Source organism: Pseudomonas sp. McL0111 (assembly GCF_052567255.1).
On sequence record NZ_CP199585.1, the window covers coordinates 1,128,462 to 1,155,436 of the forward strand.

Consider the following 26,975-nt stretch of genomic DNA (forward strand, 5'->3'; position numbering starts at 1 on the left):
GCTCCTAATCATGAATTGGGCTTACGGCAGTCAAGAGGCATCCAGCCCTGTCCACGTCCAATCAGGCCTGCGCAGCAGCGCGAGCGGCCCCGCTTTTCTTGGTCTCTACAACGCTGTCCTGCTCGACCGGCAGAATCAGGTGATCAGGTACAGCGCTGTGCCATTTTTTCGCGCACAGGTAATAAACGACGGCCGGCAGCACCAGACCGATAATCCACGAGATATCCACATCACCGAGAGCAGCCACCAGCGGACCGGTGTAGAACTTGGTGGAGATGAACGGCAGTTGCACCAGCACACCAAACACATAAACGCTGATCCCGAGCATGTTCCAGCGACCGTAGCGACCTTTCGGATCGGCCAGCGCCGGTACGTCATAGCGCTCGCGGGTGATGCAGTAGTAGTCCACCAGGTTGATCGCGCTCCACGGGGTGAAGAATGCGAGCAGGAACAGGATGAAAGACTTGAACGCACCGAGGAACGAGTGCTGACCGAGCAACGCGATCAGTGTTGCCGTGCCGACGATGACCAGCACAAACACCAGACGCTGCAGGCGCGTGACCGTGAGGTGGCCACGGAAGCCGCTGATGATGGTCGCGATGCACATGAAGCTGCCGTAGGAGTTCAGCGTCGAGATGGTGACTTTGCCGAACGCGATGCTGAAATACAGCAGCGCGGCGGTGGCCCCGGTACCGCCCAGACCAACGATGTAGGCGACTTCATGACCGGCGAACTGGCCGTTGGACGAAGCGGCGGCGAACACACCAAGAATCATCGCCACCTGTGCGCCAATCACCGAACCGGCGCCCGCAGCGAAAAAGGTTTTCACCGCAGAGGTCTTGCTCGGCAAGTAGCGCGAATAGTCCGCCACGTAGGGGCCGAAAGCGATCTGCCACGAGGCCGCGAGCGACACCGCCAGCAGGAAACTGCTCCAGCTGAAGTGGCGAATTTGCAGGAGTGCGCCGACATCAACCTGGCTCAGCAGGCGGCTGAACAGGTAAACAAAAGCAATCACGCCAACGACGCTGGCGACACGACCGATCCAGTGGATCACTCGATAACCGAGCACCGTGACCAGCACAATGACACTGGCGAAAATCAGGATACCGACGGTGTCAGTCACGCCAAACAACTGGCCCAGCGCCTGACCGGAAAGCACCGTACCGGTTGCGGTGAAACCCAGGTACATCAGGCACACCAGCACGATAGGGATCGCCGCGCCATAAACCCCAAACTGCACGCGGCTGGAAATCATCTGCGGCAAGCCAAGTTTCGGCCCTTGCGCCGCATGCAGCGCCATCACGCCGCCTCCCAGCAGTTGCCCGATCAACAGACCGATCAACGACCAGAACACATCACCGCCCAGCACCACGGCCAAAGCCCCGGTGACAATCGCAGTGATTTGCAGATTGGCACCCATCCACAGGGTGAACTGGCTCAACAGACGACCGTGTCTTTCCGCTTCCGGGATGTAGTCGATCGAACGCTTTTCGATCAACGGTTTGTTGCTTGCACGATCGGTGTTAACAGCCATGATTCAACCTCTGTGGATTGTTTTTCGAGTTCACTGAGCTTCGGTAGGGCTGCTTTTCTGTGGGAGCGAGCTTGCTCGCGAAAGCAATCTGTCAGCGGGCACAAATGTCGATTGTGCAGGCCTCTTCGCGAGCAAGCTCGCTCCCACATAAAGCAAAAGCGTGTTACTTGGCGCCGGTGATCATCGGCAGGTTCAGGCCCTGCTCCTTGGCGCAATCAATGGCGATCTGATAACCGGCATCGGCGTGGCGCATCACGCCCGTCGCCGGGTCGTTATGCAGAACGCGAGCGATGCGCTCGGCCGCTTCGTCAGTACCGTCGCAGACAATCACCATGCCCGAGTGCTGCGAGAAGCCCATGCCAACGCCGCCGCCGTGGTGCAACGAAACCCAGGTCGCGCCGCTCGCGGTGTTCAGCAGAGCGTTGAGCAGTGGCCAGTCGGACACAGCGTCGGTACCGTCCTGCATCGATTCGGTTTCGCGGTTCGGGCTGGCTACCGAGCCGGAGTCGAGGTGGTCGCGACCAATCACGATTGGCGCCGACAGCTCCCCGCTACGCACCATTTCGTTGAACGCCAGACCAAGCTTGGCGCGCAGGCCCAGGCCAACCCAGCAGATACGTGCCGGCAAACCCTGGAAGCTGATGCGCTCGCGAGCCATGTCCAGCCAGTTGTGCAGGTGCGCGTCGTCCGGGATCAGCTCTTTGACCTTGGCGTCGGTTTTGTAAATGTCTTGTGGATCACCCGACAGCGCCGCCCAGCGGAACGGGCCGATGCCACGGCAGAACAGTGGACGGATGTAAGCCGGTACGAAACCCGGGAAGTCGAACGCGTTCTCGACGCCTTCTTCCTGAGCCATCTGACGGATGTTGTTGCCGTAGTCGAAGGTCGGAATGCCTTGCTTCTGGAACTCCAGCATCGCTTTGACGTGTACCGCCATCGATTGCTTGGCGGCTTTGATCACGGCAGCCGGCTCGGTCTTGGCGCGAGCGCGGTATTCGTCCCAGGTCCAGCCGGCCGGCAAGTAGCCGTTCAGTGGATCGTGGGCGCTGGTCTGGTCGGTAACCATGTCCGGGCGTACGCCGCGCTTGACCAGTTCCGGGAGGATTTCAGCGGCGTTACCGAGCAGGGCGATGGAGATTGCCTTGCCTTCTTTGGTGTATTTGGCGATGCGCGCCAGTGCGTCGTCGAGGTCTTTGGCTTGCTCATCGACGTAGCGGCTTTTCAGGCGGAAATCGATGCTGACCTGCTGGCACTCGATGTTCAGCGAGCAAGCACCGGCCAGGGTGGCAGCCAACGGCTGAGCGCCGCCCATGCCGCCGAGACCGGCGGTCAGGACCCACTTGCCGGTCAGGTTGTCGTTGTAGTGCTGGCGACCGGCTTCAACGAAGGTTTCGTAGGTGCCTTGAACGATGCCCTGGCTGCCGATGTAGATCCAGCTGCCGGCGGTCATCTGGCCGTACATGGCCAGGCCTTTGGCGTCGAGTTCGTTGAAGTGTTCCCAGCTCGCCCAGTGCGGCACCAGGTTGGAGTTGGCGATCAGCACACGCGGGGCGTTGCTGTGGGTCTTGAATACGCCGACCGGCTTGCCGGATTGCACCAGCAGGGTTTCGTCGTCATTCAGGTTGGTCAGGCTCTCGACGATCTTGTCGTAGCATTCCCAGTTACGCGCAGCGCGACCGATGCCGCCGTAGACCACCAATTCTTTCGGGTTCTCGGCGACTTCCGGGTCGAGGTTGTTCATCAACATGCGCAGCGGCGCTTCGGTCAGCCAGCTCTTGGCGGTCAGCTTGTTACCGCGTGCGGCACGGATCTCGATGTCACGGTACTTAGTAGGCTTAGTCACGAAAAAACACTCCTCGGCAATCAATCCAAACCAACCCTGGCAGTGGGCGAGCAAGCTTGTGCGCGTCGTTGCGCTACAAGCGAATCAGTGGACGTTGCGGGGAGTCTCTAGCGACTCATACGCATACGTCTTTACTTGTACATACAAGCATATGCAATCAAGCGGCCAACTTGCTGGAGGGGTGTTCAAGAAAGATTGCGGACACGGCTGGAGAGCGCCTGAATCAAGGGTTCTGGCGTTGATGAAATTTTTTGCGGGGATTTTTTCGGGGAGCGGCGATTGTCACTTGAGCGCGGTTTTGCGCCACGCTGGGGCGTTCGGTAACAAGTTGGTGCGCTGGTGGAAACAGGAAGTGTGAATGCTTTTGTGGCGAGGGGATTTATCCCCGTTGGGCTGCGCAGCAGACCCCTTCTTTTATTCGAGGAAAGGGGCCGCTTCGCGCCCCAACGGGGATAAATCCCCTCGCCACAGGGTTTTGTTCAGTTCTGGAGGAGTTCGATCACGCAACATGCGGCGTTGGTAGAGACTTCAACCAGCCCGGTATTACCGTCGAGTTGCAGGCAATCATGTCGGCCAAGTTGCGATACGTTGTCGCCGACCTGCACCTCCAGCAGTTCACTGACGCTGAACACCAACACCGTGCCCGCCGAACTGAAGAACCGCTGATCGCCATCCAGCCACTGCAAACGTGCGCTGTAGCGCTGTGGTGCGTAGATCAGGTTGAAGTCGCGAATCGCCCCGCCGAGCAAGGTGCACGACACCTGGCTTTCGCCGCTGAAAGCGAACGGGGCGAGGGGTAACAGCGGCCGCGTGTCGTCGCCATCTACGCACAGGGTCATGCCGTCGCCCTGCAATACAGTGATCACTCGCTGATAACCGGTAAAGCTTGAGAAGCCGCCCGACTCGGCAATGTCGGCAATCGACAAGCGCCAGCCAAAACCATCAAGACCGGCACCCGCATCACGGGTGATTTCTTCAGTGCTGCCGCCGCCGTTTTTCCACGGCATGCGCGGGTAGCCTTCGGCGCGTAAAACCTTCAAACCACTCATTTGTGCTCTCTATTTATGAAACCGCCCTTCCAGACGATGACGGGAACCGGGGTGAATCAAACGCGCAGCGGTCACAGGCTGACGGCCCGACCACGTACGACGACGGATCAACAGGCACGGCTCGCCTTTTTCGATCTGCAGCAACTTGCACTCGGACGGCTCGGCGAGGATCGCTTCAACCACGTGCTCGCCTTCGGTCAGCGGCGCCACCTGGTTCAGATAGGCGTACGGTGTTTGCAGAGTGAAATCCTGCTTGAGGTATTCCGGGGCCACCAGTGCGTTGACGAAACGGTCTTCGATTTGCACTGGAATATCATTTTCGAAATGCACGATCAGCGAGTGAAAGACCTTCTGCCCTTCACGCATGTCCAGCGCCAGCGCCCGCTCGGAACCTGCGGCTTCCTCTTCAAGGGTGATGACCTGACAAGTGTGGCGATGACCACGGGAGGCGATTTCATCGGCGATGTTGTGCACTTCGAACAGCGCGGACTGGCTCTTCGGTTCGGCGACAAACGTGCCGACGCCTTGCATGCGCACCAACAAACCGTCGGCGGTCATTTCACGCAACGCACGGTTGATGGTCATGCGACTGAAACCGAGCTGATTGACCAGTTCACTTTCCGACGGCACACGGTAGTGCGGCGGCCAGTTACCACTGTCGATCTGCTGAGTGATCATCTGTTTGACGCGGGCGTACAAGGGCGCCGGACTGTCGCCCAGGTTCGCGGCCAACGGAGAGACTGGAGGCGGAGTCGGCACGGTTGATCCCTGTTCATTTGATGAAGGTTGCTAGCTTGCCGGAGTTTACCGGGCAGGCAAACGTCTGTATATGTATATACAAATAACACACGATGGGGTGCTGAACCATGTCCGCCTTCTTTGCCGAACGCGCGCTGCTGCCTAACGGATGGGCCAATGATGTACGTCTTGAGGTCAGCGCCGATGGCGTGCTGACCCATATCCAGGCCGATTCCACCGCAGACGGCGCCGAACGACTGAGCGGGCCGCTGCTGCCGGGGATGCCGAATCTGCACTCCCATGCGTTCCAGCGCGCGATGGCTGGTCTGGCCGAAGTCGCCGGCAATCCGAACGACAGTTTCTGGACCTGGCGCGATCTGATGTACCGACTCGTCGGACAAATCAGCCCGGAACAACTCGGCGTCATCGCCCGCCAGCTGTACATCGAAATGCTCAAGGCCGGTTACACCTCGGTTGCCGAGTTTCACTATGTGCATCACGACAACAACGGTCAGCCGTACGCCGACCCGGCCGAACTGGCACTGCAAATCAGCCACGCGGCCAGCAGCGCCGGTATCGGTCTGACCTTGTTGCCGGTGCTCTACAGCCACTCGGGTTTCGGCGGCCAGACGCCGAACGAAGGCCAGCGCCGGTTCATCAACAGCACCGAAAATTACCTGAAACTGCAATCACGTTTGCAGCCATTGCTGGCTCGGCAAAAAGCGCAATCGCTGGGACTGTGTTTCCACTCGCTGCGCGCCGTCACACCGCAACAGATCAGCGAAGTGCTGGCTGCCAGCGACAAGCAATGCCCGGTGCATATCCACATCGCCGAGCAGCAAAAGGAAGTCGATGACTGCCTGAGCTGGAGCGGCCGTCGCCCGTTGCAATGGCTGTATGAAAACGCCGACGTCGATCAGCGCTGGTGCCTGGTGCATGCGACTCACGCCAATGCCGAAGAAGTCACGCTGATGGCCAAGAGTCGCGCCATCGCCGGGCTGTGCCTGACCACTGAAGCCAACCTTGGCGACGGGATTTTCCCGGCGGTGGATTTTCTCGCGCAGGGCGGACGCATGGGCATTGGTTCCGACAGCCATGTGTCATTGAGCGTGGTCGAGGAATTGCGCTGGCTGGAATACGGTCAGCGTCTGCGCGATCAGCGGCGTAATCGTTTGTATGGCGCGGAGCAGCCGATGGTCGGCCGCACCCTGTATGACGCCGCGCTGGATGGCGGTGCTCAGGCATTGGGGCAACCGATTGGCGCGCTGGAAGTGGGCAAGCGGGCGGACTGGATTGTGCTCGATGGCAATGATCCTTATCTGGCCACGGCGAGTGGCGACGGGATTTTGAACCGTTGGTTGTTTGCCGGTGGGGATCGTCAGGTGCGCGATGTGCTGGTCAACGGCCAGTGGGTAGTGCGCGACGGGCGCCATGCCGGGGAGGAACAAAGTGCACGCGACTTCACCCAGGTCCTGCGCGAACTCCTTGGCTGATACACAACCAACTGTGGGAGCCAGCCTGCTGGCGATGAGGGCATATCAGTCGACAATATTTTTGACTGATACGCCGCTATCGCCAGCAGGCTGGCTCCCACATTGATTTTTCGGTGTTCCTTAATTTGAAGTCTTGGCCATCTGCCGATCCGACGCTCGCCAGATCAGCCGCGTCGTGTCGTAACCTTGTTGACGCGCCTTGCTCAGCAGTTCTTCACGCACCACACCGTTGACGGTCGGGGTACGCGACAACAGCCACAAGTACTTGCGACTCGGGTCGCCGACGATGGCGGTCTTGTAGTCATCGCTGACGTACAACACCCAATATTCACCCTTCGCCACACCCGGAATCAGGCGCGAGAACCACGTATCGAACTCGACCCACAACTTGTCGGTCTTGCCCGGCACCTGTGGATAAGCCGTGCCTTTGGCCTCTTCCCATTCCCACTGCGGCGTCAGGCAACGATTCAGCACGTCGATGTTGCCGTCGACCTTGAGGCTGTAATGGGCTTCGGATTGCGCGCAATTGCGCTGGAAGTACATCGGCAAACGCGCCAGCTCATACCAAGTGCCCTGATAACGCTTGAGATTGACGCTGTGGACAGTTTTCGGCGCCAGCGGATCTTCACCGTGCGTGGCGCAGCCGGCCAATACCAGGCCGGCAAAAAGGAGTATCAACAACCGCTTCATTTTTCTTCTCCCGTGGGCGCGTAGCCCCGGTTTACTTCAGGCCTTGGCCGGAAAACATCAGCACTTTGTCACCGGCGTACTGCACGCTGATAAAGCTGTTCTTGTCGCCCCAGGTGCAACTGGACATGCCGAGCGCGCCCGAGCAATCAGTCGGTTTGCCGAGCAATGTTTCGACTTCGCCTTTGGCCATGCCGGCCGAAAGCTTCGAGTAGTTTTCCTGATTGACCTTGCTGCATGCGACCAGCAGCACGCAAAACGAAAGCAGGGCGATAGATCGCAGCGACATGGTGTAACTCCTGGAGCGGAAGGGGGATGGCATGACGCCAACCAGAAGCTTAGAAGAGAAAACCCCTATCTGGTTCCCTCCGGGGCAGGCTATTTGTTAGCCCGCTCGTCTGGCTTTGGCCGCTAAATCAGACACTTTGTGGGGCTATTGAGCATTTCGTCGCATTTCACAAAAGACGCCTAATCTTTGGCGCGCAGCGGTCGAAATAAGAGCAGCGCAAAGCCCTAGAGTGTGGCAAATTGCCGCCCTTTCTTGACCAGCCCCTTCGCGGTAGCTCTCTTAATGACCAGAAACATGAAATTCAGCCACAAGATCCTGCTGGCTGCTGCCCTCGTGGTGGCCGTAGCGTTCGCCTGTTTTATTCTGTTCAACGACTACCGCCAGCGTGAAGCCCTGAGCAGCAGTACCGAATCCTCGATGCAGGAACTCGGCAGCCTGACCACCAGCAACATCCAGACCTGGCTGGAAAGCCGCATTCAGTTGCTGCAATCGATGTCCCAGCAAGTCGTCGCCGACGGCAACGCACCCGCCAGCCTCAAGCGCATCATCGACCTGCCCGCCTACACCGGTAACTTCCAGCTCAGCTACTTCGGCGGCGCCGATGGCGTGATGTTCTCGGTGCCGGCCGGCAACCGTGCGCCGGACTACGACCCGCGTGCTCGTGGCTGGTACAAAGCGGCCGACAGCGCCCGCCAGACCATCGTCACCGAACCGTACATCGCCGCCTCGTCGGGCAAACTGGTGATCACCGTCGCCACCCCGGTACAACGTCAGGGTCAAATGATCGGTGTTGCCGGTGCGGACATCGACCTTACCAGCGTCAGCGCAATCATCAACTCGCTCAATTTTGGCGGCCACGGCCACGCGTTCATTGTCAGTGCCGACGGCAAAATTTTGATCCACCCGGACAGCAAACTGGTGCTCAAGACCCTCGCCGAGGCCTATCCCAACGGCGCGCCGAAAGTCAGCCCGGGCCTGAAAGAAGTCGAGTTCGACGGCAAGACTCAGTTGATCTCGTTCACCCACGTCAACGGCGTACCGTCGGCCGACTGGTACGTGGCGCTGGTGCTGGACAAAGACACGGCGTTCTCGATGCTCAGCGAATTCCGCACCTCGGCGCTGATCGCCATGGCGATTGCCGTGGTGATCATCATCGTCCTGCTCGGCATGCTGATCCGCGTGTTGATGCAACCGCTGCTGACCATGGGCCGCGCCATGCACGACATCGCCGAAGGTGAAGGCGACCTGACCAAGCGTCTGGTGATTCACGGCAACGATGAGTTCGGCGCGCTGGGCACCTCGTTCAACCGCTTCGTCGAGCGTATCCACACCTCGATCCGCGAAGTGTCCTCGGCCACCGGCCAGGTCAACGAAGTCGCCCTGCGCGTGGTCGCAGCCTCGAACTCGTCGATGTACAACTCCGACCAGCAAGCGACCCGCACCAACAGCGTGGCCGCCGCGATCAATCAGCTCGGCGCCGCCGCGCAGGAAATTGCGCAGAACGCCGCCCTCGCCTCGCAGCACTCCAGCGATGCGCGCAGCCTCGCGGTCGATGGCCAGCAGGTTGTGGATAAAACCATCCAGGCGATGCAACAGCTGTCGGCGAAGATCAGCGACTCGTGCGGCAACATCGAAACCCTGAACAGCAACACCGTGAACATCGGGCAGATTCTGGAAGTGATCACCAGCATCTCGCAGCAGACCAACCTGCTCGCGCTCAACGCCGCAATCGAGGCCGCGCGTGCCGGTGAAGCCGGACGTGGTTTCGCCGTGGTCGCTGACGAAGTGCGTAACCTCGCACATCGCACTCAGGATTCGGCGCAGCAAGTGCAGAAGATGATTGAAGAGCTGCAAGTCGGCGCCCGTCAGGCGGTGAGCATCATGACCGAGAGCCAGCGCGAGAGCGAAAACAGCGTCGGCATCGCCAATCAGGCCGGCGAACGTCTGGGCAGCGTGACCCAACGCATCGGCGAAATCGACGGCATGAACCAGTCGGTAGCAACCGCGACCGAGGAGCAGACCGCTGTAGTCGAGTCGATCAACGTTGATATCAACGAGATCAACACGCTGAATCAGGAAGGCGTGGAGAACTTGCAGGCAACACTGCGTGCGTGCTCGGATCTGGAGCAACAGGCGGCGCGGTTGAAGCAGTTGGTGGGTAGTTTCAGAATTTAAGCAGCAGTTCCGGCCTCATCGCGGGCAAGCCCGCTCCCACAGGTATCGTCGGTGCTTACACAAGATGTGTTTCACCACAAAAACTTTGGGAGCGGGCTTGCCCGCGATGACGTCAGCAGCAGCGCTGAAGGTTTAGAACCGTGAACCCGGGCCGGAAAGAAACTCCAGCTCCTCAACCGTAGACTGCCTTCCCAACACCGCATTGCGATGCGGAAACCGGCCAAACCGCGCAATGACCTTCTGATGCCGCTCGGCATAATCCAAATTGTCGGCAAACACTGCGCGCTCTGCTTCCGGCTGTTCAGCCACCAGGTCCATGAATCTGGATACCGCTTCGTTCTGCACCGCGAGGTTTTCGCAGTGTTCAAACACCAGATAAATGAATACGCGCTGGATCGGCTTCAACTGACGGTCAAAATCCGCCGCGATGCCTTGGGCCACAAGCTTCTGCGCGCGCAGATCGCCGGAAAACGCTTTAGGGGTGTCGCGAAAGATCATTCGCGGGAGCTGGTCGAGCAGCAGCACCAGCGCCAGCCAACCTTCGGGACGTTGCGTCCACTCGGTCAATTCGCCGGCCAGGGCCTGATCGACAAAGACCCCGAAACGCGTCTGCGCTTCGAGGTCTTGGCTGTCACGTTTGCCAAACCACAACTTGCCCTTGTCAGCCGAAATATCGTCCGGTGATTCGGCATGTCCGAACCACCAATCGAGCAACGGCTGCCAGGGCGCGTTCATGGTCTAAGCCTTGTGGTAGGCCGTAGCGCGTTCGACTTCTTCTTTCGAGCCGAGGAACACCGCTACACGCTGGTGCAGACCGTCCGGCTGAATGTCGAGGATGCGCTGGTGACCATCGGTGGACGCGCCGCCCGCTTGTTCCACGAGGAACGACATCGGGTTGGCTTCGTACATCAGACGCAGTTTGCCCGGCTTGGATGGCTCGCGGCTGTCGCGTGGGTACATGAACAGACCGCCACGGGTCAGGATGCGGTGAACGTCCGCGACCATCGCGGCAACCCAGCGCATGTTGTAGTTCTTCTTCAGCGGGCCTTCTTCGCCAGCCAGCAATTCGTCAACGTAGCGTTGTACCGGCGCTTCCCAGTGACGCTGGTTGGACATGTTGATCGCGAATTCCTGAGTGGAAGCCGGGATGGTGATGTCTTCGTGGGTCAGTACGAAGCTGCCCATTTCGCGGTCCAGAGTGAAGCCTTTGACGCCGTCGCCCAGGGTCAGCACCAGCATGGTTTGCGGGCCATAGATGGCGTAACCGGCGGCAACTTGCTGAGTGCCTGGCTGCAGGAACGCTTTTTCGTTCAGCGGCTCGTTCTGGCTCAGGTATTCGTTCGGGCAACGCAGTACCGAGAAGATCGTGCCGACCGGGGCGTTGATATCGATGTTCGACGAGCCGTCCAGTGGGTCGAAAACCAGCAGGTAGGCGCCTTTCGGGTATTTGCCCGGGATCTGGTAGGCATTGTCCATTTCTTCGGACGCCATGCCGGCCAAGTGACCGCCCCATTCGTTGGCTTCGAGCAGGATCTCGTTGGAGATCACGTCGAGTTTCTTCTGCACTTCGCCTTGGACGTTTTCGGTGCCCATGCTGCCCAGAACACCACCCAGGGCGCCTTTGGACACGGCGTGGCTGATTTCTTTACAGGCGCGCGCCACCACTTCGATCAGGAAACGCAGATCGGCAGGCGTGTTGTTGCTGCGGGTCTGCTCAATCAGATAACGACTCAGGGTAACGCGGGACATGGAAGGCTCCGGTGGAATGGGGGGCTAAAAACCCGCGCAGTTTACAGGGAGTCTGAAAACGTAGCGAGCAATGACGCCCGGTAACGTGCGTCGGGGTGCAATTGCATCTATCAGACGTGATCGGGTCGAGAGAGTTCATGCACGGCGTTGAGCGTAGTAGGAAATCGGACGGAGTGGCTGGAGCGCAGGCCCTCATCGCTAGCAGGCTAGCTCCCACAGGTTCCGGTGTGAACAAGATATATCACTGTGGGAGCCAGCCTGCTGGCGATCGGGTGCGCAGCACCCGCTGCTGGCTCAGGAATTGGTCGGGGGCTTGCGCAGCAGACTCGCGGCCATTACCCCAAGAAACAGCACACTCACCAGCAACACCGCCCACAAACCGATCTTTTTCCAATTGGTCTCGGCCACCGCCGCCGTGGTCGCGGGCACTGCCTGGGTAGCGAGCGCTTCACCCTGCACCGTCGCCTTGCCCAGCGTCGCCAGTTTTTCCGGCTTGAAGTCGGGGATCAACGTTGTCAGCGGCAGGTTCGCGGTTTTCACACTCGGGTTGCCCAGCGCCAGGCTGTAAGGCCCTTCACCGCGTGCGAGGAAGATCACCTGCGTCGCCCGCACCGCGTATTTCAGGCTTGGCGCCTGCTCACCGAGTCCGCCGCCGCGCTCATCCACCGTCAACTTCAACTGCTGCACGGTCTGCCCGTACAACTGCAATTCGTTTTGCACCACGTCCTGGCCATCGCGGGTCAGGCGATACAGCAGCGAACTGCTCAGCGTCTGCCACGGCAGACTGCTCTCGCGGCGTCCGGCCAACGTCACCGGCGCCAGACTGTTGGGTTGTTTCAGCTCGACCTGGACCCGCTCGACATTCAGCCCCATCGGCAACTGCCAGGTGTATTCACCGGCCTTCGCGCTGCTGCCGGCCAAGGCTTGCGACCAGACCAACGGTAGCGGCACGTTACGCGGATCGCTGCTTTTGAGTTGCGCCGAAGTCAGCGTCGGCGCCGAGCTCGGTGAGTCCCAGAGCAAGCGCAGATAACGCGCCGATTGCCCCGGCAACGCCACCTCGTGCTGTTCGACGCGCTCATCGGCGAACGACAGGCGCGCCACCTGACCGTCGCCCCAGGCTTGCCAGTGCTGCAAATCGTCGCTGGCTTCGATGCTGAAGCGCTGGAACCCGTCGCGTTCGCTGGTCCAGTCGAGGATCAACTGCTGCAACGGCGCCTTGATCGCGCTGGCATCGAGCAGCCAGCCGCGCAGCACTTCTTCGCCCGCCTCCAACTGACTCGACGGCTGCACTTCCACCAGCGTGCCGTTGGTGGTCGATTGCACGCGCACATTTGGCGCGTGCTCAGTGGCGTCGGCTGCGTTGTACAGCGGGAACCATTTGACGTCGTGCAACTGGCCGTCGTCGCGGGTCTGCGCCGATTCACGCGCCAGCGCATAGGCCTGTGGCTCGCCGGCCGCGTTGAACACCCGCAGGTCGCTGAGATCAGTCTGCCGCGCCTGCAATTGCACATTCAGCGGCAGTTCGAAGCGATACCACGGGCCGTTGCCGCTAACCGACAACGACACCTGCGTGGCGAAGTCCGCCGGTTTTTCCTGAGCGCCGGCAGCCATCACCACACCGAGCGCCAACCACCCCAGATTCAACTTGCGACTCACGATGACACTCCTTCGGTTTCCGCGGCCGGTGGTTCTGCCACCGGGTCAGCTTCGACGCGCTTGGGCGGTAGCGGCGCAAAGTAGCCGACCACCAGCAGCAACACGCCAACGCCGATAAACGAGACGATCCGCGCCAGCCCGCCACGGTTGCTCAATTCGACAAAAATCAGTTTCGCCACCACCAGCGCAATCAGCGCCGCGCCGATCAGCCACACCTCGCGCCGATGACGCAAATGGCCGCCGATCATCAGCCCCAGTGCCATCAGCGTCCAGACGATGGACAACCCGGCCTGCACCAGCATCGACGCCAGCAGTTGATCCAGCTCGAACGGAATCCCCGCCCAATGGTGCGCGGCGCGGGTCACCAACGCTGTGCAGAAAGCGAAGAGCGAAACCCCGGCCACCAGTTGTGCGGCGTACTCGGCGTAATCCTGGCGGATCGACCATTGTGTTGCGGCGCTGCGCGACCAGACATACACCCCGAACAACGCAAACAGCAGGCCCAATTCCAACGGGTTGAGCAGCGGCACGTACGGCAACGGTTCTGCATTGCCATCGCTGACGCCGTTGGCCAGCCAGAACCAGCCGAGCATCAACACCGCCAGCGGCGCAGCGGCATAAAAACGGTACTCGCGAGCAAACGCCGCCACCGGCCACGGCCAATTACGCGGTGCAGCCGCCAGCAACAGATACAGGCTCGGCAGAATCGCCCAACCCAGCCAGCGCCAGGCGTTGTATTGCTCGGACAACAGCAGCAAACCGTAGCGCAATTCCAGCGCCAATACGCCGAGCAACAGCCAGCAACCGAGCACATGCGCAGCACTCAAGGCGCGCGCCGGCAGCATCGGTGCCAGGCGTCGCAGGCTGAGGAAATGCACCACGAACACCGCCGCCCACGCCAGCCAGCCAAAGTCCGCCGCCGGGTGATAACGCGAATGCCAAGCGGCGATCAGCACCAGTCCGGCAGCCGGAATCAGCAAGGTGCAAAGCAGCCCCAGCGACGGCCACTTCAGGCGTAATGACAGCAGCGTCCAGAGCGCCACACTCAGCGCGGCGACCAGCAGCAACAATGTGCCCTGCAGATTGATCGGCGCAAAACGCAGCACTTCACTGACCCACGCCAGCGTCCACCAACCGGCGCCCCACACCAGTAATACTTGGGACAAGCGCTGCAGGCTCAGCGCATCGAACGCCGAGGCGTGATTGCCCAGTTGCAGGCGCCACGCGCCAATCATCGCGGCCAGCCCCAACACCAGCGGCGTCCAGAATCCGCCATGCGCCAACGGCTTTAAACCTTCGCTGGACAACGGCCCAAGCAACTCGGGACCGGCGAACAAGAACGCCGCGCCGCCGATCACCTGTAACAGCAGGCCAAAGACAAAACTCACACGCTGCTTGAGGTACAGGCTCAGCCAGATGATCAGCAAACCGCTGGCCGCCCAGACCGCGCTCGCGGTCTGCCATGGCAGGACAAACAGCACCGCCAGATTGATCAGCACCAACCCCGCCAGCAACACCACTGACAAACCGCGCAGCAGCCGCACATCGCCGCGCACCATCTCGTCACGCGCCGCCAGCAGCATGCCGGCGATCAGCGCCAGACCAATCAACGAGGCGCTGAGCAAACCGCTCCAACCGGCATTGAACACGGCTGCCGAATCTTCACCGGCGCCTTGCAGCCGCAGCAGGAACAGCGCACCGCCAAGCAACTGCACAGCGAACGCGGTGAACAGGAACGTACGGGATTGCAAACGCAGGCCAACAAACAAAGTGACCAAACCGGCCAGCGCCCAACTGATCGCCGTGCCGTGGGTAAAGAAGAACAGCGGTGCCAGCAGATAAAGGAAGGTCAAGCCCAGACTCGCCAAAACCGGCAGACCTTGGCGCTCCCACGGCGAAGCCTGCTCCGCCGAGGCTTTGCGCAATTGATAGAAGCTGAACAGCAAAGCGCTCCCGAGCATCAACGCACCCAGCGGCGCGCCGTCGAGCAGGCTGCTTTCGCCGATGCGCAACTGACTGAGAAACGCCAGCGCCGAGCCCAATTGCAAGAGCAACGCAAAGGCCCGAGCGAACGGTCGTTGCTGACGCAAACCGAGCCAGAAAATCCCCGCACCCTCCACCGCCCAAGCGGCCGATGTCCAGCGCGCATCCAGCCCCAGCGGGATCGCCAGACTGGCGAAAATCACCCCGAGCGCCAGACAGGTTTCGCCGAGCAACAAGGCGCGACCGCCCATCAAGACTTTGGCTAGAGCCATGTAAATCATGCCGAGCACGAGGGCACTGAACGCGGCGGCAAATTCCAGATGCTGCACCAGCGCGAACTGCAAACCGAAGCCGACAATAGGCGGACCGAAGAGCATGGTGCCGTCGACGTAATCGCCCTTGCGCGCCGACCATTGCAACAGCGCCTCGCGATCACCGTCCGCAGGGGCATCGGGCATATCGCGCAATTTGCGTCGGGCGAACAGCAGGCCGATGGCGAGGTATATCAGGAAAAACAGAATCAGGAACGGTTCGGTGCTCCACAGCAATTCAGGCGCATAAGAACGCAGCCCCCAAGCGAAGCCGATACCGAAGGTGCCGACGAAACCGATCAGGTTGAGCAGACGCCAGGCCTTGAACCAGGCGATGGCGAGAATGCCGGCGTTGAGCAAGGCGAAATAGCTGAACAGTGCGACATGGTTGCCGGCGCCGGTGGAGGTCAGAATCGGCGCGGCAAAACCGCCCAGCGCGGCGACACACGCCAGCGCCAACGAGTCTTGGGTGATCGCCAGAATCGCCGAAAATACCGTCACTGCCACCAGCAAGCCCAGCGCGGCAGACGGGTCGAGCAACGGATGCAGACGCATCGCCGCGAACACCGTCAGGTACAACACTGCGATGCCCGTCCCTTGCAGCATCAACGCATAACTGTTGTTGCGATGCCGCAGCCACCAGCCCAGCGCCAGCAGACCCAAAGCGGCAGCCGCCACGCCGGCGTAACGCAATTCAATCGGCACCACCATGCCTTCGGTGGCGTAACGCAACAGGAATGCCAGACCGAAGAACAGCAGCACCACACCGACCCGCAGCACGGTGTTGCCACCGAACAGCCAGTTGCGTGCAGCACTGATGCCGCGCTCGATAAGATTCGGGCCACGGGGTTCGGCGGGTTGTTGTGGTTCGGCAGTAACGGCGTCAAGACGCCAGACATCGGCGGGCAACGGCTGGCTGGTTTCGCGGGCGACGGCGGAGATGGGCTCGAGTTCGGGCGGCAGTTCCCAGACCAGCTCGGACGCAGGTGCTTGTACCGGCGCTGGAGCTTGTTCGACGACCTGGGCCGGTGCGACGATCGCTTCAGGGACTGGCGCAACACTCGGTGGCGACTCAGCGCGAACCGGCGCGCCTTCCAGCAGAAACAGACGCTGCTCGACCGCCTGCAACGCGACTTTCGCCTGTTCAAGTTGACGCTGTTGCTCGGCAGTCTGCGAACCGAGCCTGGCCAGCCGGATCGTCTGCCCAATCGCCAGACCCAGCAGCGCGCCCAACAGCGCGGAGCTGAACGACTCGTCGAGCAGCCAGCCGAGCACCAGCCCGATCAACATGAACATCCATTGCATGGTCGATATCCCTAAGCGCGAAGGCCAATCCGGGGAGATTAGCGCAGCCTGATCGAAAAAGATCGCAGCCTTCGGCAGCTCCTACAGGGTTATGTGAACACCTGTAGGAGCTGCCGAAGGCTGCGATCTTTTCCGGCGCGTCAGTATATCGAGCCGGGCGGGAAGTTACTCCAGCGCTTTCCAGATTTCCGTGGCGTACTCGCGGATCGTCCGGTCGGAGGAGAACCAGCCCATTCGCGAGGTGTTGAGCACCGCCGAGCGCCACCAGTTGTTGGTGTCGTGCCAGTGCGCTTCGACGCGCTTCTGCGCTTCCCAATACGAGTCGAAGTCGGCGCAGACCAGGAAGCGGTCGTAGTCGATCAGCGAGTCAATCAACCCGGTATAGCGTGACGTGTCGTCCGGCGAGAACACGCCGCTGCGGATCGCTTGCAGCACATCGTTCAGACGATGCGAGGCGGCGATGTCCGGCGCGGCGCTGAACTCGTGGTTCTGTTTGCGCGCTTCAACCTGCTGCGCACTGAGGCCGAAAATGAACATGTGCTCGGCGCCAATGCGCTCACACATTTCCACGTTGGCGCCGTCGAGGGTGCCGATGGTCAGTGCGCCATTAAGGCCGAACTTCATGTTACTAGTGCCCGACGCCTCGAACCCGGCAGTGGAAATCTGCTCGGACAAGTCCGCCGCCGGAATAATGCTTTCCGCCAGACTGACGTTGTAGTTGGGCAGGAACACGACTTTCAACAGACCACGCACGGTCGGGTCGTTGTTCACCACCCGGGCGATGTCGTTGGTCAGTTTGATGATCAGTTTGGCCTGGTGATAACTGGCCGCCGCCTTGCCGGCGAAGATCTTCACCCGTGGCACCCAATCGACTTCCGGTTCAGCACGGATCGCCTGATACAGCGCGACGGTGTGCAGCAGATTGAGCAACTGGCGTTTGTATTCGTGAATCCGTTTGACCTGCACGTCGAACATCGCTGCCGGATTGACCGCGACCCCCAGCCGTTCGTGGATCAGATAGGCCAGGGCCTTTTTACTGTGCAACCGCTGTTCGGCGAAGGCTTTGCGGAACGCCGGTTTCTCGGCGAACGGTTCCAGATCGAGCAGGCGCTCCTCAGCGTTGTCGAGCAAGTCCGGGCCGAGGGCATCAACCAGCATCGAAGTCAGCTCGGAGTTGGCCTGATACAGCCAACGGCGAAAGGTGATGCCGTTGGTTTTGTTGTTGATCCGCTCCGGATAGAGCTTATGCAGTTCGGCGAACACGGTTTTGCGCATCAACTGGGTGTGCAGCCCGGACACGCCGTTGACACTGTGCGAACCGAGAAATGCGAGGTTGCCCATGCGCACGCGACGGCCGTTGTCTTCTTCGATCAGCGACACCGCACGCAACACGTCGAAATCATGAATGCCCTTGGCTCGCAGCGAATCGATGTGCTGCGCGTTGATCAAATAAATGATCTGCATGTGCCGTGGCAGCATGCGTTCCATCAAACCGACCGGCCAGGTTTCCAGCGCTTCGGGCAATAGCGTGTGGTTGGTGTACGACAGCGTGTCGACGGTGACTTGCCATGCTGCGTCCCAGGCCACGTCATAGACATCGACCAGTTGCCGCATCAGTTCGGCGACGGCAATCGAGGGGTGGGTGTCGTTGAGTTGGATCGCGGCGTGATCACCGAGGGTCAGTACCGAGGTGTGCATGTTGCGATGGCGGCGCAGCAAATCCTGCAACGAGGCGGCGACAAAGAAGTATTCCTGACGCAGACGCAGCTCTTGCCCGGCTTCGGTGCTGTCCGCTGGATACAGGACGCGAGAGATGCTTTCGGCCCGCGCCACTTCGGCGACGGCCCCCAAGTGGTCACCGGCGTTGAACCGTTCCAGGTGCAGATCTTCCATCGCCCGCGCGCGCCACAGGCGCAAGGTGTTGACGCTCGCCCCGCGCCAGCCAACCACCGGCGTGTCGTAGGCAATCGCCCGGACGGTTTCTGCCGGTGACCAGACTTGTTTGGCCTTGCCGGAGACATCGGTGACGGTTTCGACACTGCCGCCGAAGCCGATGGAATACACGACTTCCGGCCGCTCGAACTCCCACGGGTTGCCGAAATCCAGCCAGTGTTCGGTCTGTTCCTGCTGCCAGCCATCGACGATGGCCTGACGGAACAAGCCGTGTTCATAACGAATACCGTAACCGTGGCCGGCGATGCCGAGGGTCGACATGCTTTCCATGAAGCATGCGGCGAGCCGACCGAGGCCGCCGTTGCCCAGCGCCGCATCGGGCTCCAGCAGGCGGATGCGCTCCAGATCGACACCGAGCTCGGTCAACGCCTCACGGGCGACATCGAGCAGGCCGAGGTTGCTCAGGCTGTCGTAGAGCAAACGGCCGATGAGAAATTCCAGCGAGAGGTAATACACCCGCTTCTGGCCTTTGCGGTAGATCTGCCGGGTGTGATCCATCCAGTGCTCGACCATGTGGTCGCGCGCTGCCAGGGCAATGGCTTCGAACCAGTCATGGTCGAAGGCGTGATCCGGGTCTTTGCCCACCGCATAGGTGAGTTTGGTCAGGACGGCGTCGCGGAATGCGGCCACCTCTGCTTCGCGAACTAGTGGTTCTTGAGTCATCGATAGGACCTCGAGCGAGCGGGGAATTGTCTGAGCCTAGACGGTCTGACCGATGCTGGCGGCTCTGGTTCGGCAGTTTTTCCTGAGAGTGCGAGATCGCCCGGCAATACCTTGGCGAGCACGCTTATCGATGCATGGCCCGTGCCGGGTTGTCCGACGATTTATCCCGGCAATGAAAAAATCTGGCGAAAGGTTGTTCAAAAATCCACCAGTCCCGGTATGATCGCGCGCCCTGATGCACACGCCTGGTAACTCCCGATGATGAAGCCCAACCTGATTGCCGCCGCCGAGATCGACCGTCTCGACACTTGGGCAAAATATACGGCGCCGATGTGCGGCTCGTGCATTTCGAGCTGCTGCACGCTGCCGGTCGAGGTCAAGATCAAGGATCTGGTGCGTATCGGTGTAGTCGATGAGTTCGAGCTGGGCGATCCGCCGAAGAACATCGCCAAGCGTTTGCAGAAAGAAGGCCTGGTCGAGCGCTTCAACCAGAAGTCGGGGATTTTCACCCTGCAACGGATGAGCAACAACGATTGCTACTATCTGGATCGTAAATCGCGTCTATGCACCATTTATGACAAGCGCCCGGACACTTGCCGCAATCACCCGAAGATCGGGCCACGCCCGGGGTATTGCGCGTACAAGCCGAAAGAAGTCGAGCGCGTGCAGAATTTCCGCGCCATCGAGAAGTTTTGATCCCTCCTGAAATATTCGGCGGCTGATCGGCCGCCTTCGCTGGCAAGCCAGCTACCACAGTGATTGTTGTCGTTCAAAAATTCCATGTGCGACTCAAAACCCTGTGGGAGCTGGCTTGCCAGCGAAGGGGCCAGCAAAAACACCGCATAAATCTCAGACAAAACCCAGACAAACAAAAACGCCCCCGGTCTCGCGACCGGGGGCGTTTTTTTAAGCCTTAACTAAGTCGAAACTCAGTTGCCGCTTTTCTTGGCAGCGCGGGTACGCTCGCTTTCGCCCAGGATCTTCTTGCGAAGACGGATGGACTTAGGAGTGACTTCGCACAATTCGTCTTCTTGAACGAATTCCAGAGCCTGTTCCAGAGTGAAGCGGATAGGCGGAACCAGAGCGATGGTTTCGTCTTTACCCGAAGCACGCATGTTGTCGAGCTTCTTGCCTTTGGTTGGGTTGACGCCCAGGTCGTTGTCGCGGCTGTTGATGCCGACGATTTGACCTTCGTACACGTCTTCACCGTGACCCAGGAACAGTTTGCCGCGAGCTTGCAGGGTTTCCAGCGAGTAAGTCAGAGCCTTACCGGTAGCAACCGAAACCAGCACGCCGTTCTGACGGCCGGACATGTCGCCGGACTTCATCACGTCGTAACGGTCGAAGATCGAGGTCAGGATGCCTGCACCGGAGGTCAGGGTCAGGAACTCGTTACGGAAACCGATCAGGCCACGGGCCGGGATGTTGTACTCAAGGCGCACACGGCCCTTGCCATCCGGAACCATGTTGGTCAGGTCGCCTTTACGGATACCGATCTGTTCCATGATCGAACCTTGCGATTCTTCCGGCAGGTCGATGGTCACGTTTTCGTACGGTTCGTGCTTCACGCCGTCAACCATGCGGATGATCACTTCCGGACGACCAACACCCATTTCGAAGCCTTCGCGACGCATGGTTTCGATCAGTACCGAGAGGTGCAGCTCACCACGGCCGGAGACTTTGAACTTGTCGGCGGTGTCGCCTTCTTCAACGCGCAGAGCAACGTTGTACAGCAGCTCTTTGTCCAGACGTTCCTTGATGTTACGGGAAGTCACGAACTTGCCTTCTTTACCGCAGAAAGGCGAGTCGTTTACCTGGAAGGTCATGGAAACGGTTGGTTCGTCAACGGTCAGCGGAGTCATCGCTTCGACGTTCAGTGGGTCGCACAGAGTGTCGGAGATGAACAGCTGGTCGAAGCCGCTGATGCAGACGATATCGCCGGCAGCTGCTTCTTCAACGTCGATACGGTGCAGACCGTGGTGACCCATCAGCTTCAGGATACGACCGTTGCGCTTCTTGCCGTCGGCGTCGATAGCGACAACCGGAGTGTTCGGCTTGATGCGACCACGAGCGATACGGCCAACGCCGATAACACCCAGGAAGCTGTTGTAGTCCAGAGCGGAAATCTGCATCTGGAACGGACCGTCACGGTCGACTTTCGGCGAAGGTACGTTGTCGACGATCGACTGGTACAGCGGGGTCATGTCTTCAGCCATGTCGGTGTGTTCCAGACCGGCAATGCCGTTCAGGGCCGAGGCGTAGACGACTTTGAAGTCCAGCTGTTCTTCGGTAGCACCGAGGTTGTCGAACAGGTCGAAGATCTGGTCCAGAACCCAGTCCGGACGCGCGCCTGGACGGTCAACCTTGTTGATGACCACGATCGGACGCAGGCCGGCTTCGAAAGCCTTCTTGGTCACGAAACGGGTTTGCGGCATAGGGCCGTCTTGAGCGTCAACCAGCAGCAGAACGGAGTCAACCATCGACATTACGCGTTCAACTTCGCCGCCGAAGTCGGCGTGGCCCGGGGTGTCCACGATGTTGATGTGGTAGCCGTTCCAGTTGATGGCGGTGTTTTTCGCCAGAATGGTAATACCGCGCTCTTTCTCCTGGTCGTTGGAGTCCATCACGCGCTCGTCGTTGAGCTCGTTGCGCTCCAGGGTGCCGGATTGACGCAAGAGTTTGTCTACCAGGGTGGTTTTACCATGGTCAACGTGAGCAATGATGGCGATGTTGCGTAGATTTTCGATCACTTGTGTATCTCGATCAGAGGATTCGGTGTGCTGACAACAACTGGTGGCAGCGATTAACAGTAGAGTCCGGCAAAGCCGTTACAGCTTGACGGCGGCGTCGGGGGGCCGGTGACGCAAGCCACAGGCAAACAGCCCCGGGCACTTAGCTCGGTCGATAAACGCGCACATTGGCATGCCCCTCACTGAGCAAATGGTGGGCATGCAGGCGACTCATGACGCCTTTGTCGCAATACAGCAGGTACTGGCGTGTAGGGTCCAGTTCCTTGAAACGAGCGTTCACTGCGTAGAACGGCATCGTCTGTATTTCTACGCCGTCGAGTTCCAGCGGGTCATCCTCGGCGGCATCCGGGTGACGGATGTCGATAACGATCTGACCGGCCAGCGCTTCGCCGACTTCTTCAATCTGCAAATCCTGGCCCAACTCGTCGATCACCCGATCGATCGGAACCAGTTTGGCGTTTGCGAGCGCACGCTCGAGCACCGCCATGTCGAATTCTTTTTCTTCATGCTCAACGCGGCCACGTTTGGCGGCAGTCTTCGGATTGACCGAGATAACGCCGCAGTATTCCGGCATATGCCGGGCGAAATCGGCAGTGCCGATCTCGTTGGCCGTGTCGATGATATCTTGCTTGTGCGCGACGATCAGCGGTCGCAGGACCAGTTTGTCGGTCACACAGTCGATCACTGACAGGTTCGGCAGCGTCTGGCTCGAAACCTGGGAGATCGCCTCGCCGGTAACCAGCGCATCAATCTGCAGGCGGTCGGCAATGCTCGACGACGCGCGCAACATCATACGCTTCAACACGACGCCCATATGACTGTTATCGACTTTGCCGAGAATTTCGCCCAAAACTTCTTCAAACGGCACACTGACAAATAGCACGCGCTGGGAGCTGCCGTACTTCTTCCAGATGAAGTGCGCGACTTCCATCACGCCCAATTCGTGGGCACGCCCGCCAAGATTGAAGAAGCAAAAGTGCGCCATCAAACCGCGTCGCATGATCTGGTAGGCCGCAACGGTTGAGTCAAAGCCGCCGGACATCAATACCAGCGTCTGCTCCAGTGCGCCGAGCGGGTAACCGCCGATGCCTTCGTGCTGGCTGTGGATCACAAACAACCGTTTGTCGCGAACTTCGATGCGAACTCCGATTTCCGGCTTTTTCAGGTCGATTCCGGCAGCACCGCATTCACGACGCAGTTTGCTGCCGACGTATTTTTCGACGTCCATCGAGCTGAACGGGTGCTTGCCCGCACGCTTGCAGCGCACCGAGAAAATCTTCCCGGCCAGTGCATCGCCGTAGTGCTCTTTGCACTTCTCGGTGATGTCGTCGAAGTCGCCCAGCGGGTACTCGTCGATCTGCAAATAGTGCGCGACGCCTGGCATGCAAGTCAGGCGCTCACCCATCTCTTTCAAGGCTTTGAGGTCGGTAACGCGGGTTTCCAGCTCGAGATTGTCCCAGACACCGTTAACCACCACCGCCGGGTCCAGATCGCGGAGCACGGTGCGGATGTTCTTGGCCAACTGGCGGATGAATTTCGTCCGGACAGGTCGACTCTTGATGGTGATCTCGGGGAAGACTTTTACGATTAGTTTCATGAAAACAGCGCGCGCAGGGCCAGCCGAAAAAGGGGGGCGCGGATTATAGCGGAAATTGCTCAAGGTTTAACCAGTTAATATGCAGAAGGTTTTGCGCGCACCAAAACAGGTCATTTTTCGATTAAGACGCTACATTAGAGGGCGATATTTTCACCATTAATGCGCTTTACAGCTTTATAAGCGTGAATTTGGGGCAAAAAACCCATGCTGGGGCACTGGCATGCAATTTGCTCCCTTGTGAGGCAGGTTGCCTTGGCAGAGTATTCGCGCCGGCATCACCCACATTCTAAGGGCATCCACTACTAAGCCCGAAGCCACCCGGAGGACACTATGTCGAAGTCGGTTCAACTCATCAAAGATCATGACGTCAAGTGGATTGATCTGCGCTTCACGGACACCAAAGGCACTCAGCACCACGTGACCATGCCGGCTCGCGATGCGCTGGATGACGACTTTTTCGAAGTCGGCAAAATGTTCGACGGTTCCTCCATCGCTGGCTGGAAAGGCATCGAAGCCTCCGACATGATCCTGCTGCCGGACGATGACACTGCCGTTCTCGACCCGTTCACCGAAGACACCACGCTGATTCTGGTGTGCGACATCATCGAACCGTCGAGCATGCAAGGCTACGACCGCGACCCGCGTGCAATCGCCAAGCGTGCCGAAGAACACCTGAAAGCCACCGGTATCGGTGACACCGTGTTCGCCGGTCCAGAGCCAGAGTTCTTCATCTTTGACTCGGTGAAATTCAAGTCGGACATCTCCGGCTCGATGTTCAAGATCTACTCCGAGCAAGCTTCGTGGATGTCCGACCAGGACATCGAAGGCGGTAACAAGGGCCACCGTCCAGGCGTCAAAGGCGGCTACTTCCCGGTTCCACCGTTCGACCACGACCACGAAATCCGTACCTCCATGTGCAACGCGCTGGAAGAAATGGGCCTGACCGTTGAAGTTCACCACCACGAAGTGGCGACTGCCGGCCAGAACGAAATCGGCGTCAAGTTCAACACCCTGGTGAAGAAAGCCGACGAAACCCAGACCCTGAAGTACGTTGTACACAACGTTGCTGACGCATACGGCCGCACCGCGACCTTCATGCCGAAGCCACTGTACGGCGACAACGGTTCGGGCATGCACGTACACATGTCGATCTGGAAAGACGGCAAGAACACCTTCGCTGGCGAAGGCTATGCCGGCCTGTCCGACACCGCTCTGTACTTCATCGGCGGCATCATCAAGCACGGTAAGGCCCTGAACGGCTTCACCAACCCGGCTACCAACTCCTACAAGCGTCTGGTACCAGGCTTCGAAGCTCCGGTAATGCTGGCCTACTCGGCTCGTAACCGTTCCGCTTCGATCCGTATTCCTTACGTGTCGAGCCCTAAAGCCCGCCGTATCGAAGCACGCTTCCCGGACCCGGCTGCCAACCCGTACCTGGCTTTCGCAGCACTGCTGATGGCCGGCCTGGACGGTATCCAGAACAAGATCCACCCTGGCGACGCAGCTGACAAAAACCTGTACGACCTGCCGCCTGAAGAGGCGAAAGAGATCCCACAAGTTTGCGGCAGCCTGAAAGAAGCCCTGGAAGAGCTGGACAAGGGCCGTGCGTTCCTGACCAAGGGCGGCGTGTTCTCCGACGACTTCATCGACGCTTACATCGCGCTGAAATCCGAAGAAGAAATCAAAGTCCGCACCTTCGTACACCCACTGGAATATGAGCTGTACTACAGCTGCTGATCCGGTAGCGCCGCGTTACGCGGCGTGACAAAAAGAGGCCTCCTTCGGGAGGCCTTTTTTATTGCCTGAATTTCATGGCCAATGAAGAACTCAGGTGGGAGTGAGCTTGCTCACGAATGCGCCAGGTCATTGAAAGAGATGGCGACTGACACGACGCCTTCGCGAGCAAGCTCGCTCCCACAGGGGAATTTTGGTGCCTGAATGATCTCTGGATGTGTGCAGGGTTGGGCTTACCGCTACCCCTGACCTATGCTGCAATCCAATCTCATCGTTTATCGGTCGATTTCATGGGTCGTGGTTTTCTTTTCCTGTTGCTGGTGATCGCCCTCCCCGCCGCCGCGCAGATCTACAAGTACACCGATGCCAACGGCAACACGGTCTACAGCGATCATTCACCCGGTGGGGTGCAGGCGCAAACCGTGGATTTACCGCCGCTCAACAGCGTTGAGCCGCAAGCACCGAGCACGCCGAAGCCCAATACGGACAGCAGCCAGCCGCCCCGCAATGTTTACGAAGTCCTCGAACTCGGCGGCCTGCCGACCGAAGAAGCGCTGCGCGCCAACAACGGCACCTTCACCGTCAACGTGCAGATCAAGCCGCGCCTGCAACCACCTCATCAATTACGGCTGGTGCTCGATGATCAGCCTTACGGCCAGCCAAGCAACGTGCCGATCCTGCAACTGGTGAATGTTGATCGCGGTGAGCATCGACTCGCCGTACAGGTGCTCAATGGCGAGGCGATCATCCAGCAGAGCCCGGCAGTGGTGTTTACCGTGCAGCGGGTGCACAAGCCATGACTCGCTGGCTGCTTACCGCCTGCCTGTTCCTGATAGCGCTCAGTGCGTCAGCCGAGGTTTTCACTTACGTCGATGCGCAGGGCAACCGGGTCTTCACTGACCAGCCGCGCTCCGGCAACGCCAAGAGCGTGCCGCTGGCGACCAGCAACCGCATGCCGGCCAATCCGACTGCAGCGGCCCCCATCCGGACGGCGAGCAAATCCGAGGAGCTGCCACTGTTCCACTACGACATGCTGCGTGTTCTGGTGCCCGAACCCGATGCAACGATCCGCAGCAGTGCCGGCGAGCTGATCGTCAGCATCACCAGTGAGCCCGGCCTGCAACCCGGTCATCGCTATCGCCTGTTGCTGGATGGTCAACCGACCGGCGATCCTGGTGTCAGCCCGGTGTTTCCGCTGAGCAACGTCGACCGTGGCAGCCACAATCTCTCGGCGGAAATCCTCGATGCCGAGGGCCGCACCGTCGAGCGCACCGCCAACCAGCCGTTCCACATGCTGCGCATCTCGCTGGCACAGAAACGTCAGGTCAAACCCTGCGTGACCGAGGACTACGGCGTACGCCCCGAATGTCCGCTGAAAGACAAACCCGCCGAAACCAAAAACCCCTTCCTGCGTTTCTTCTAACGCCGTTCAGCTTTGCGCACTATATTGGTGCAACAGGCTG

19 protein-coding genes and 1 pseudogene are annotated in these 26,975 nt (G+C 59.7%); 7 read left to right on the top strand and 13 right to left on the bottom strand.

The features are described 5' to 3' along the window. Positions 1–61 precede the first annotated feature (61 nt). The 4 genes from ACTWLJ_RS05110 to hutC all read right to left on the bottom strand — a co-directional run bounded on the left by ACTWLJ_RS05110 (position 62) and on the right by hutC (position 5,104). Positions 62–1,534 (bottom strand): purine-cytosine permease family protein, encoded by a 1,473-nt coding sequence (locus ACTWLJ_RS05110; RefSeq protein ID WP_445180098.1) that lies wholly within the window; start codon positions 1,532–1,534, stop codon positions 62–64. Between the two features lie 163 nt (positions 1,535–1,697). Then, on the bottom strand, positions 1,698–3,377 hold the full coding sequence (hutU, locus tag ACTWLJ_RS05115; protein ID WP_445180099.1) for a urocanate hydratase: 1,680 nt from the start codon (positions 3,375–3,377) through the stop codon (positions 1,698–1,700). A gap of 479 nt (positions 3,378–3,856) precedes the next feature. Next, positions 3,857–4,426, bottom strand: a complete 570-nt coding sequence (locus ACTWLJ_RS05120; RefSeq protein WP_445180100.1) for a HutD/Ves family protein — start codon at positions 4,424–4,426, stop codon at positions 3,857–3,859. Positions 4,427–4,435: 9 nt separating this feature from the next. Further along, positions 4,436–5,104, bottom strand: coding sequence for a histidine utilization repressor (hutC, locus tag ACTWLJ_RS05125; protein WP_401218696.1), 669 nt, complete (start codon positions 5,102–5,104; stop codon positions 4,436–4,438). A gap of 188 nt (positions 5,105–5,292) precedes the next feature. On the opposite strand from hutC, the gene ACTWLJ_RS05130 reads away from it, so the two are divergent. Beyond that, the gene (locus tag ACTWLJ_RS05130; protein ID WP_445180101.1) at positions 5,293–6,657 is read left to right on the top strand and encodes a formimidoylglutamate deiminase; all 1,365 of its coding nucleotides are present in this window, start codon (positions 5,293–5,295) and stop codon (positions 6,655–6,657) included. 120 nt (positions 6,658–6,777) lie between these two features. Here the strand turns inward: ACTWLJ_RS05130 and ACTWLJ_RS05135 are convergent, their stop codons facing one another. Next, positions 6,778–7,347 (bottom strand): lipocalin family protein, encoded by a 570-nt coding sequence (locus ACTWLJ_RS05135; protein ID WP_401218665.1) that lies wholly within the window; start codon positions 7,345–7,347, stop codon positions 6,778–6,780. Between the two features lie 31 nt (positions 7,348–7,378). Next, positions 7,379–7,633, bottom strand: coding sequence for a hypothetical protein (locus ACTWLJ_RS05140; RefSeq protein WP_401218668.1), 255 nt, complete (start codon positions 7,631–7,633; stop codon positions 7,379–7,381). Between the two features lie 294 nt (positions 7,634–7,927). On the opposite strand from ACTWLJ_RS05140, the pseudogene ACTWLJ_RS05145 reads away from it, so the two are divergent. Together ACTWLJ_RS05145 and ACTWLJ_RS05150 are read left to right on the top strand one after the other, a co-directional pair. After that, a pseudogene (locus tag ACTWLJ_RS05145) lies at positions 7,928–8,950 on the top strand (HAMP domain-containing protein); the annotation flags it as partial. A 93-nt stretch (positions 8,951–9,043) separates the two neighbouring features. Continuing rightward, positions 9,044–9,808 (top strand): methyl-accepting chemotaxis protein, encoded by a 765-nt coding sequence (locus ACTWLJ_RS05150; protein ID WP_401218698.1) that lies wholly within the window; start codon positions 9,044–9,046, stop codon positions 9,806–9,808. Between the two features lie 132 nt (positions 9,809–9,940). Here the strand turns inward: ACTWLJ_RS05150 and ACTWLJ_RS05155 are convergent, their stop codons facing one another. The 5 genes from ACTWLJ_RS05155 to ACTWLJ_RS05175 form a co-directional block, all read right to left on the bottom strand. Beyond that, positions 9,941–10,543 carry a DUF924 family protein gene (locus ACTWLJ_RS05155; RefSeq protein WP_445180102.1) on the bottom strand — a complete coding sequence of 201 codons (603 nt, stop codon included), beginning with the start codon at positions 10,541–10,543 and terminating at the stop codon, positions 9,941–9,943. A gap of 3 nt (positions 10,544–10,546) precedes the next feature. Next, a complete protein-coding gene (locus ACTWLJ_RS05160) occupies positions 10,547–11,557 on the bottom strand; it encodes a class 1 fructose-bisphosphatase (RefSeq protein ID WP_401218679.1) in 1,011 nt (336 codons plus the stop codon). Between the two features lie 294 nt (positions 11,558–11,851). Then, positions 11,852–13,216, bottom strand: coding sequence for a DUF3999 domain-containing protein (locus ACTWLJ_RS05165; RefSeq protein ID WP_445180103.1), 1,365 nt, complete (start codon positions 13,214–13,216; stop codon positions 11,852–11,854). Then, positions 13,213–16,815 carry a DUF2339 domain-containing protein gene (locus ACTWLJ_RS05170; protein WP_445180104.1) on the bottom strand — a complete coding sequence of 1,201 codons (3,603 nt, stop codon included), beginning with the start codon at positions 16,813–16,815 and terminating at the stop codon, positions 13,213–13,215. Before ACTWLJ_RS05170 ends, ACTWLJ_RS05165 begins: the two co-directional genes overlap by 4 nt. 165 nt (positions 16,816–16,980) lie before the next feature. Continuing rightward, positions 16,981–19,431, bottom strand: coding sequence for a glycogen/starch/alpha-glucan phosphorylase (locus ACTWLJ_RS05175; RefSeq protein WP_445180105.1), 2,451 nt, complete (start codon positions 19,429–19,431; stop codon positions 16,981–16,983). Positions 19,432–19,689: 258 nt separating this feature from the next. Between ACTWLJ_RS05175 and ACTWLJ_RS05180 the strand changes: the two genes are divergently transcribed. Then, a complete protein-coding gene (locus tag ACTWLJ_RS05180; protein WP_401218690.1) occupies positions 19,690–20,127 on the top strand; it encodes a YkgJ family cysteine cluster protein in 438 nt (145 codons plus the stop codon). 233 nt (positions 20,128–20,360) lie between these two features. Here ACTWLJ_RS05180 and typA read toward each other — a convergent pair whose 3' ends face one another. Beyond that, positions 20,361–22,181, bottom strand: a complete 1,821-nt coding sequence (typA, locus tag ACTWLJ_RS05185; protein WP_445180106.1) for a translational GTPase TypA — start codon at positions 22,179–22,181, stop codon at positions 20,361–20,363. Between the two features lie 142 nt (positions 22,182–22,323). After that, positions 22,324–23,778: a tRNA uracil 4-sulfurtransferase ThiI gene (thiI, locus tag ACTWLJ_RS05190; protein ID WP_445180107.1), complete on the bottom strand. Its 1,455-nt coding sequence runs from the start codon at positions 23,776–23,778 to the stop codon at positions 22,324–22,326. A gap of 330 nt (positions 23,779–24,108) precedes the next feature. On the opposite strand from thiI, the gene glnA reads away from it, so the two are divergent. From glnA to ACTWLJ_RS05205, 3 genes are all read left to right on the top strand, one after another. Beyond that, positions 24,109–25,515, top strand: coding sequence for a type I glutamate--ammonia ligase (gene glnA / locus ACTWLJ_RS05195; RefSeq protein ID WP_401220392.1), 1,407 nt, complete (start codon positions 24,109–24,111; stop codon positions 25,513–25,515). Positions 25,516–25,802: 287 nt separating this feature from the next. After that, positions 25,803–26,312, top strand: coding sequence for a DUF4124 domain-containing protein (locus ACTWLJ_RS05200; RefSeq protein ID WP_445180108.1), 510 nt, complete (start codon positions 25,803–25,805; stop codon positions 26,310–26,312). Beyond that, the gene (locus ACTWLJ_RS05205) at positions 26,309–26,935 is read left to right on the top strand and encodes a DUF4124 domain-containing protein (protein ID WP_445180109.1); all 627 of its coding nucleotides are present in this window, start codon (positions 26,309–26,311) and stop codon (positions 26,933–26,935) included. The genes ACTWLJ_RS05200 and ACTWLJ_RS05205 overlap by 4 nt, the downstream gene beginning before the upstream one ends. The last annotated feature ends 40 nt before the right edge of the window (positions 26,936–26,975 follow it).

What these genes read in the sequence shown, in the direction of transcription:
- ACTWLJ_RS05110 (WP_445180098.1), bottom strand. Translation starts at nt 1,534, where the DNA reads ATGGCTGTTAACACCGATCGTGCAAGCAACAAACCGTTGATCGAAAAG.
- ACTWLJ_RS05120 (WP_445180100.1), bottom strand. Translation starts at nt 4,426, where the DNA reads ATGAGTGGTTTGAAGGTTTTACGCGCCGAAGGCTACCCGCGCATGCCG.
- hutC (WP_401218696.1), bottom strand. Translation starts at nt 5,104, where the DNA reads ATGATCACTCAGCAGATCGACAGTGGTAACTGGCCGCCGCACTACCGT.
- ACTWLJ_RS05130 (WP_445180101.1), top strand. Translation starts at nt 5,293, where the DNA reads ATGTCCGCCTTCTTTGCCGAACGCGCGCTGCTGCCTAACGGATGGGCC.
- ACTWLJ_RS05135 (WP_401218665.1), bottom strand. Translation starts at nt 7,347, where the DNA reads ATGAAGCGGTTGTTGATACTCCTTTTTGCCGGCCTGGTATTGGCCGGC.
- ACTWLJ_RS05140 (WP_401218668.1), bottom strand. Translation starts at nt 7,633, where the DNA reads ATGTCGCTGCGATCTATCGCCCTGCTTTCGTTTTGCGTGCTGCTGGTC.
- ACTWLJ_RS05150 (WP_401218698.1), top strand. Translation starts at nt 9,044, where the DNA reads ATGTACAACTCCGACCAGCAAGCGACCCGCACCAACAGCGTGGCCGCC.
- ACTWLJ_RS05155 (WP_445180102.1), bottom strand. Translation starts at nt 10,543, where the DNA reads ATGAACGCGCCCTGGCAGCCGTTGCTCGATTGGTGGTTCGGACATGCC.
- ACTWLJ_RS05160 (WP_401218679.1), bottom strand. Translation starts at nt 11,557, where the DNA reads ATGTCCCGCGTTACCCTGAGTCGTTATCTGATTGAGCAGACCCGCAGC.
- ACTWLJ_RS05170 (WP_445180104.1), bottom strand. Translation starts at nt 16,815, where the DNA reads ATGCAATGGATGTTCATGTTGATCGGGCTGGTGCTCGGCTGGCTGCTC.
- ACTWLJ_RS05175 (WP_445180105.1), bottom strand. Translation starts at nt 19,431, where the DNA reads ATGACTCAAGAACCACTAGTTCGCGAAGCAGAGGTGGCCGCATTCCGC.
- ACTWLJ_RS05180 (WP_401218690.1), top strand. Translation starts at nt 19,690, where the DNA reads ATGATGAAGCCCAACCTGATTGCCGCCGCCGAGATCGACCGTCTCGAC.
- thiI (WP_445180107.1), bottom strand. Translation starts at nt 23,778, where the DNA reads ATGAAACTAATCGTAAAAGTCTTCCCCGAGATCACCATCAAGAGTCGA.
- glnA (WP_401220392.1), top strand. Translation starts at nt 24,109, where the DNA reads ATGTCGAAGTCGGTTCAACTCATCAAAGATCATGACGTCAAGTGGATT.
- ACTWLJ_RS05200 (WP_445180108.1), top strand. Translation starts at nt 25,803, where the DNA reads ATGGGTCGTGGTTTTCTTTTCCTGTTGCTGGTGATCGCCCTCCCCGCC.
- ACTWLJ_RS05205 (WP_445180109.1), top strand. Translation starts at nt 26,309, where the DNA reads ATGACTCGCTGGCTGCTTACCGCCTGCCTGTTCCTGATAGCGCTCAGT.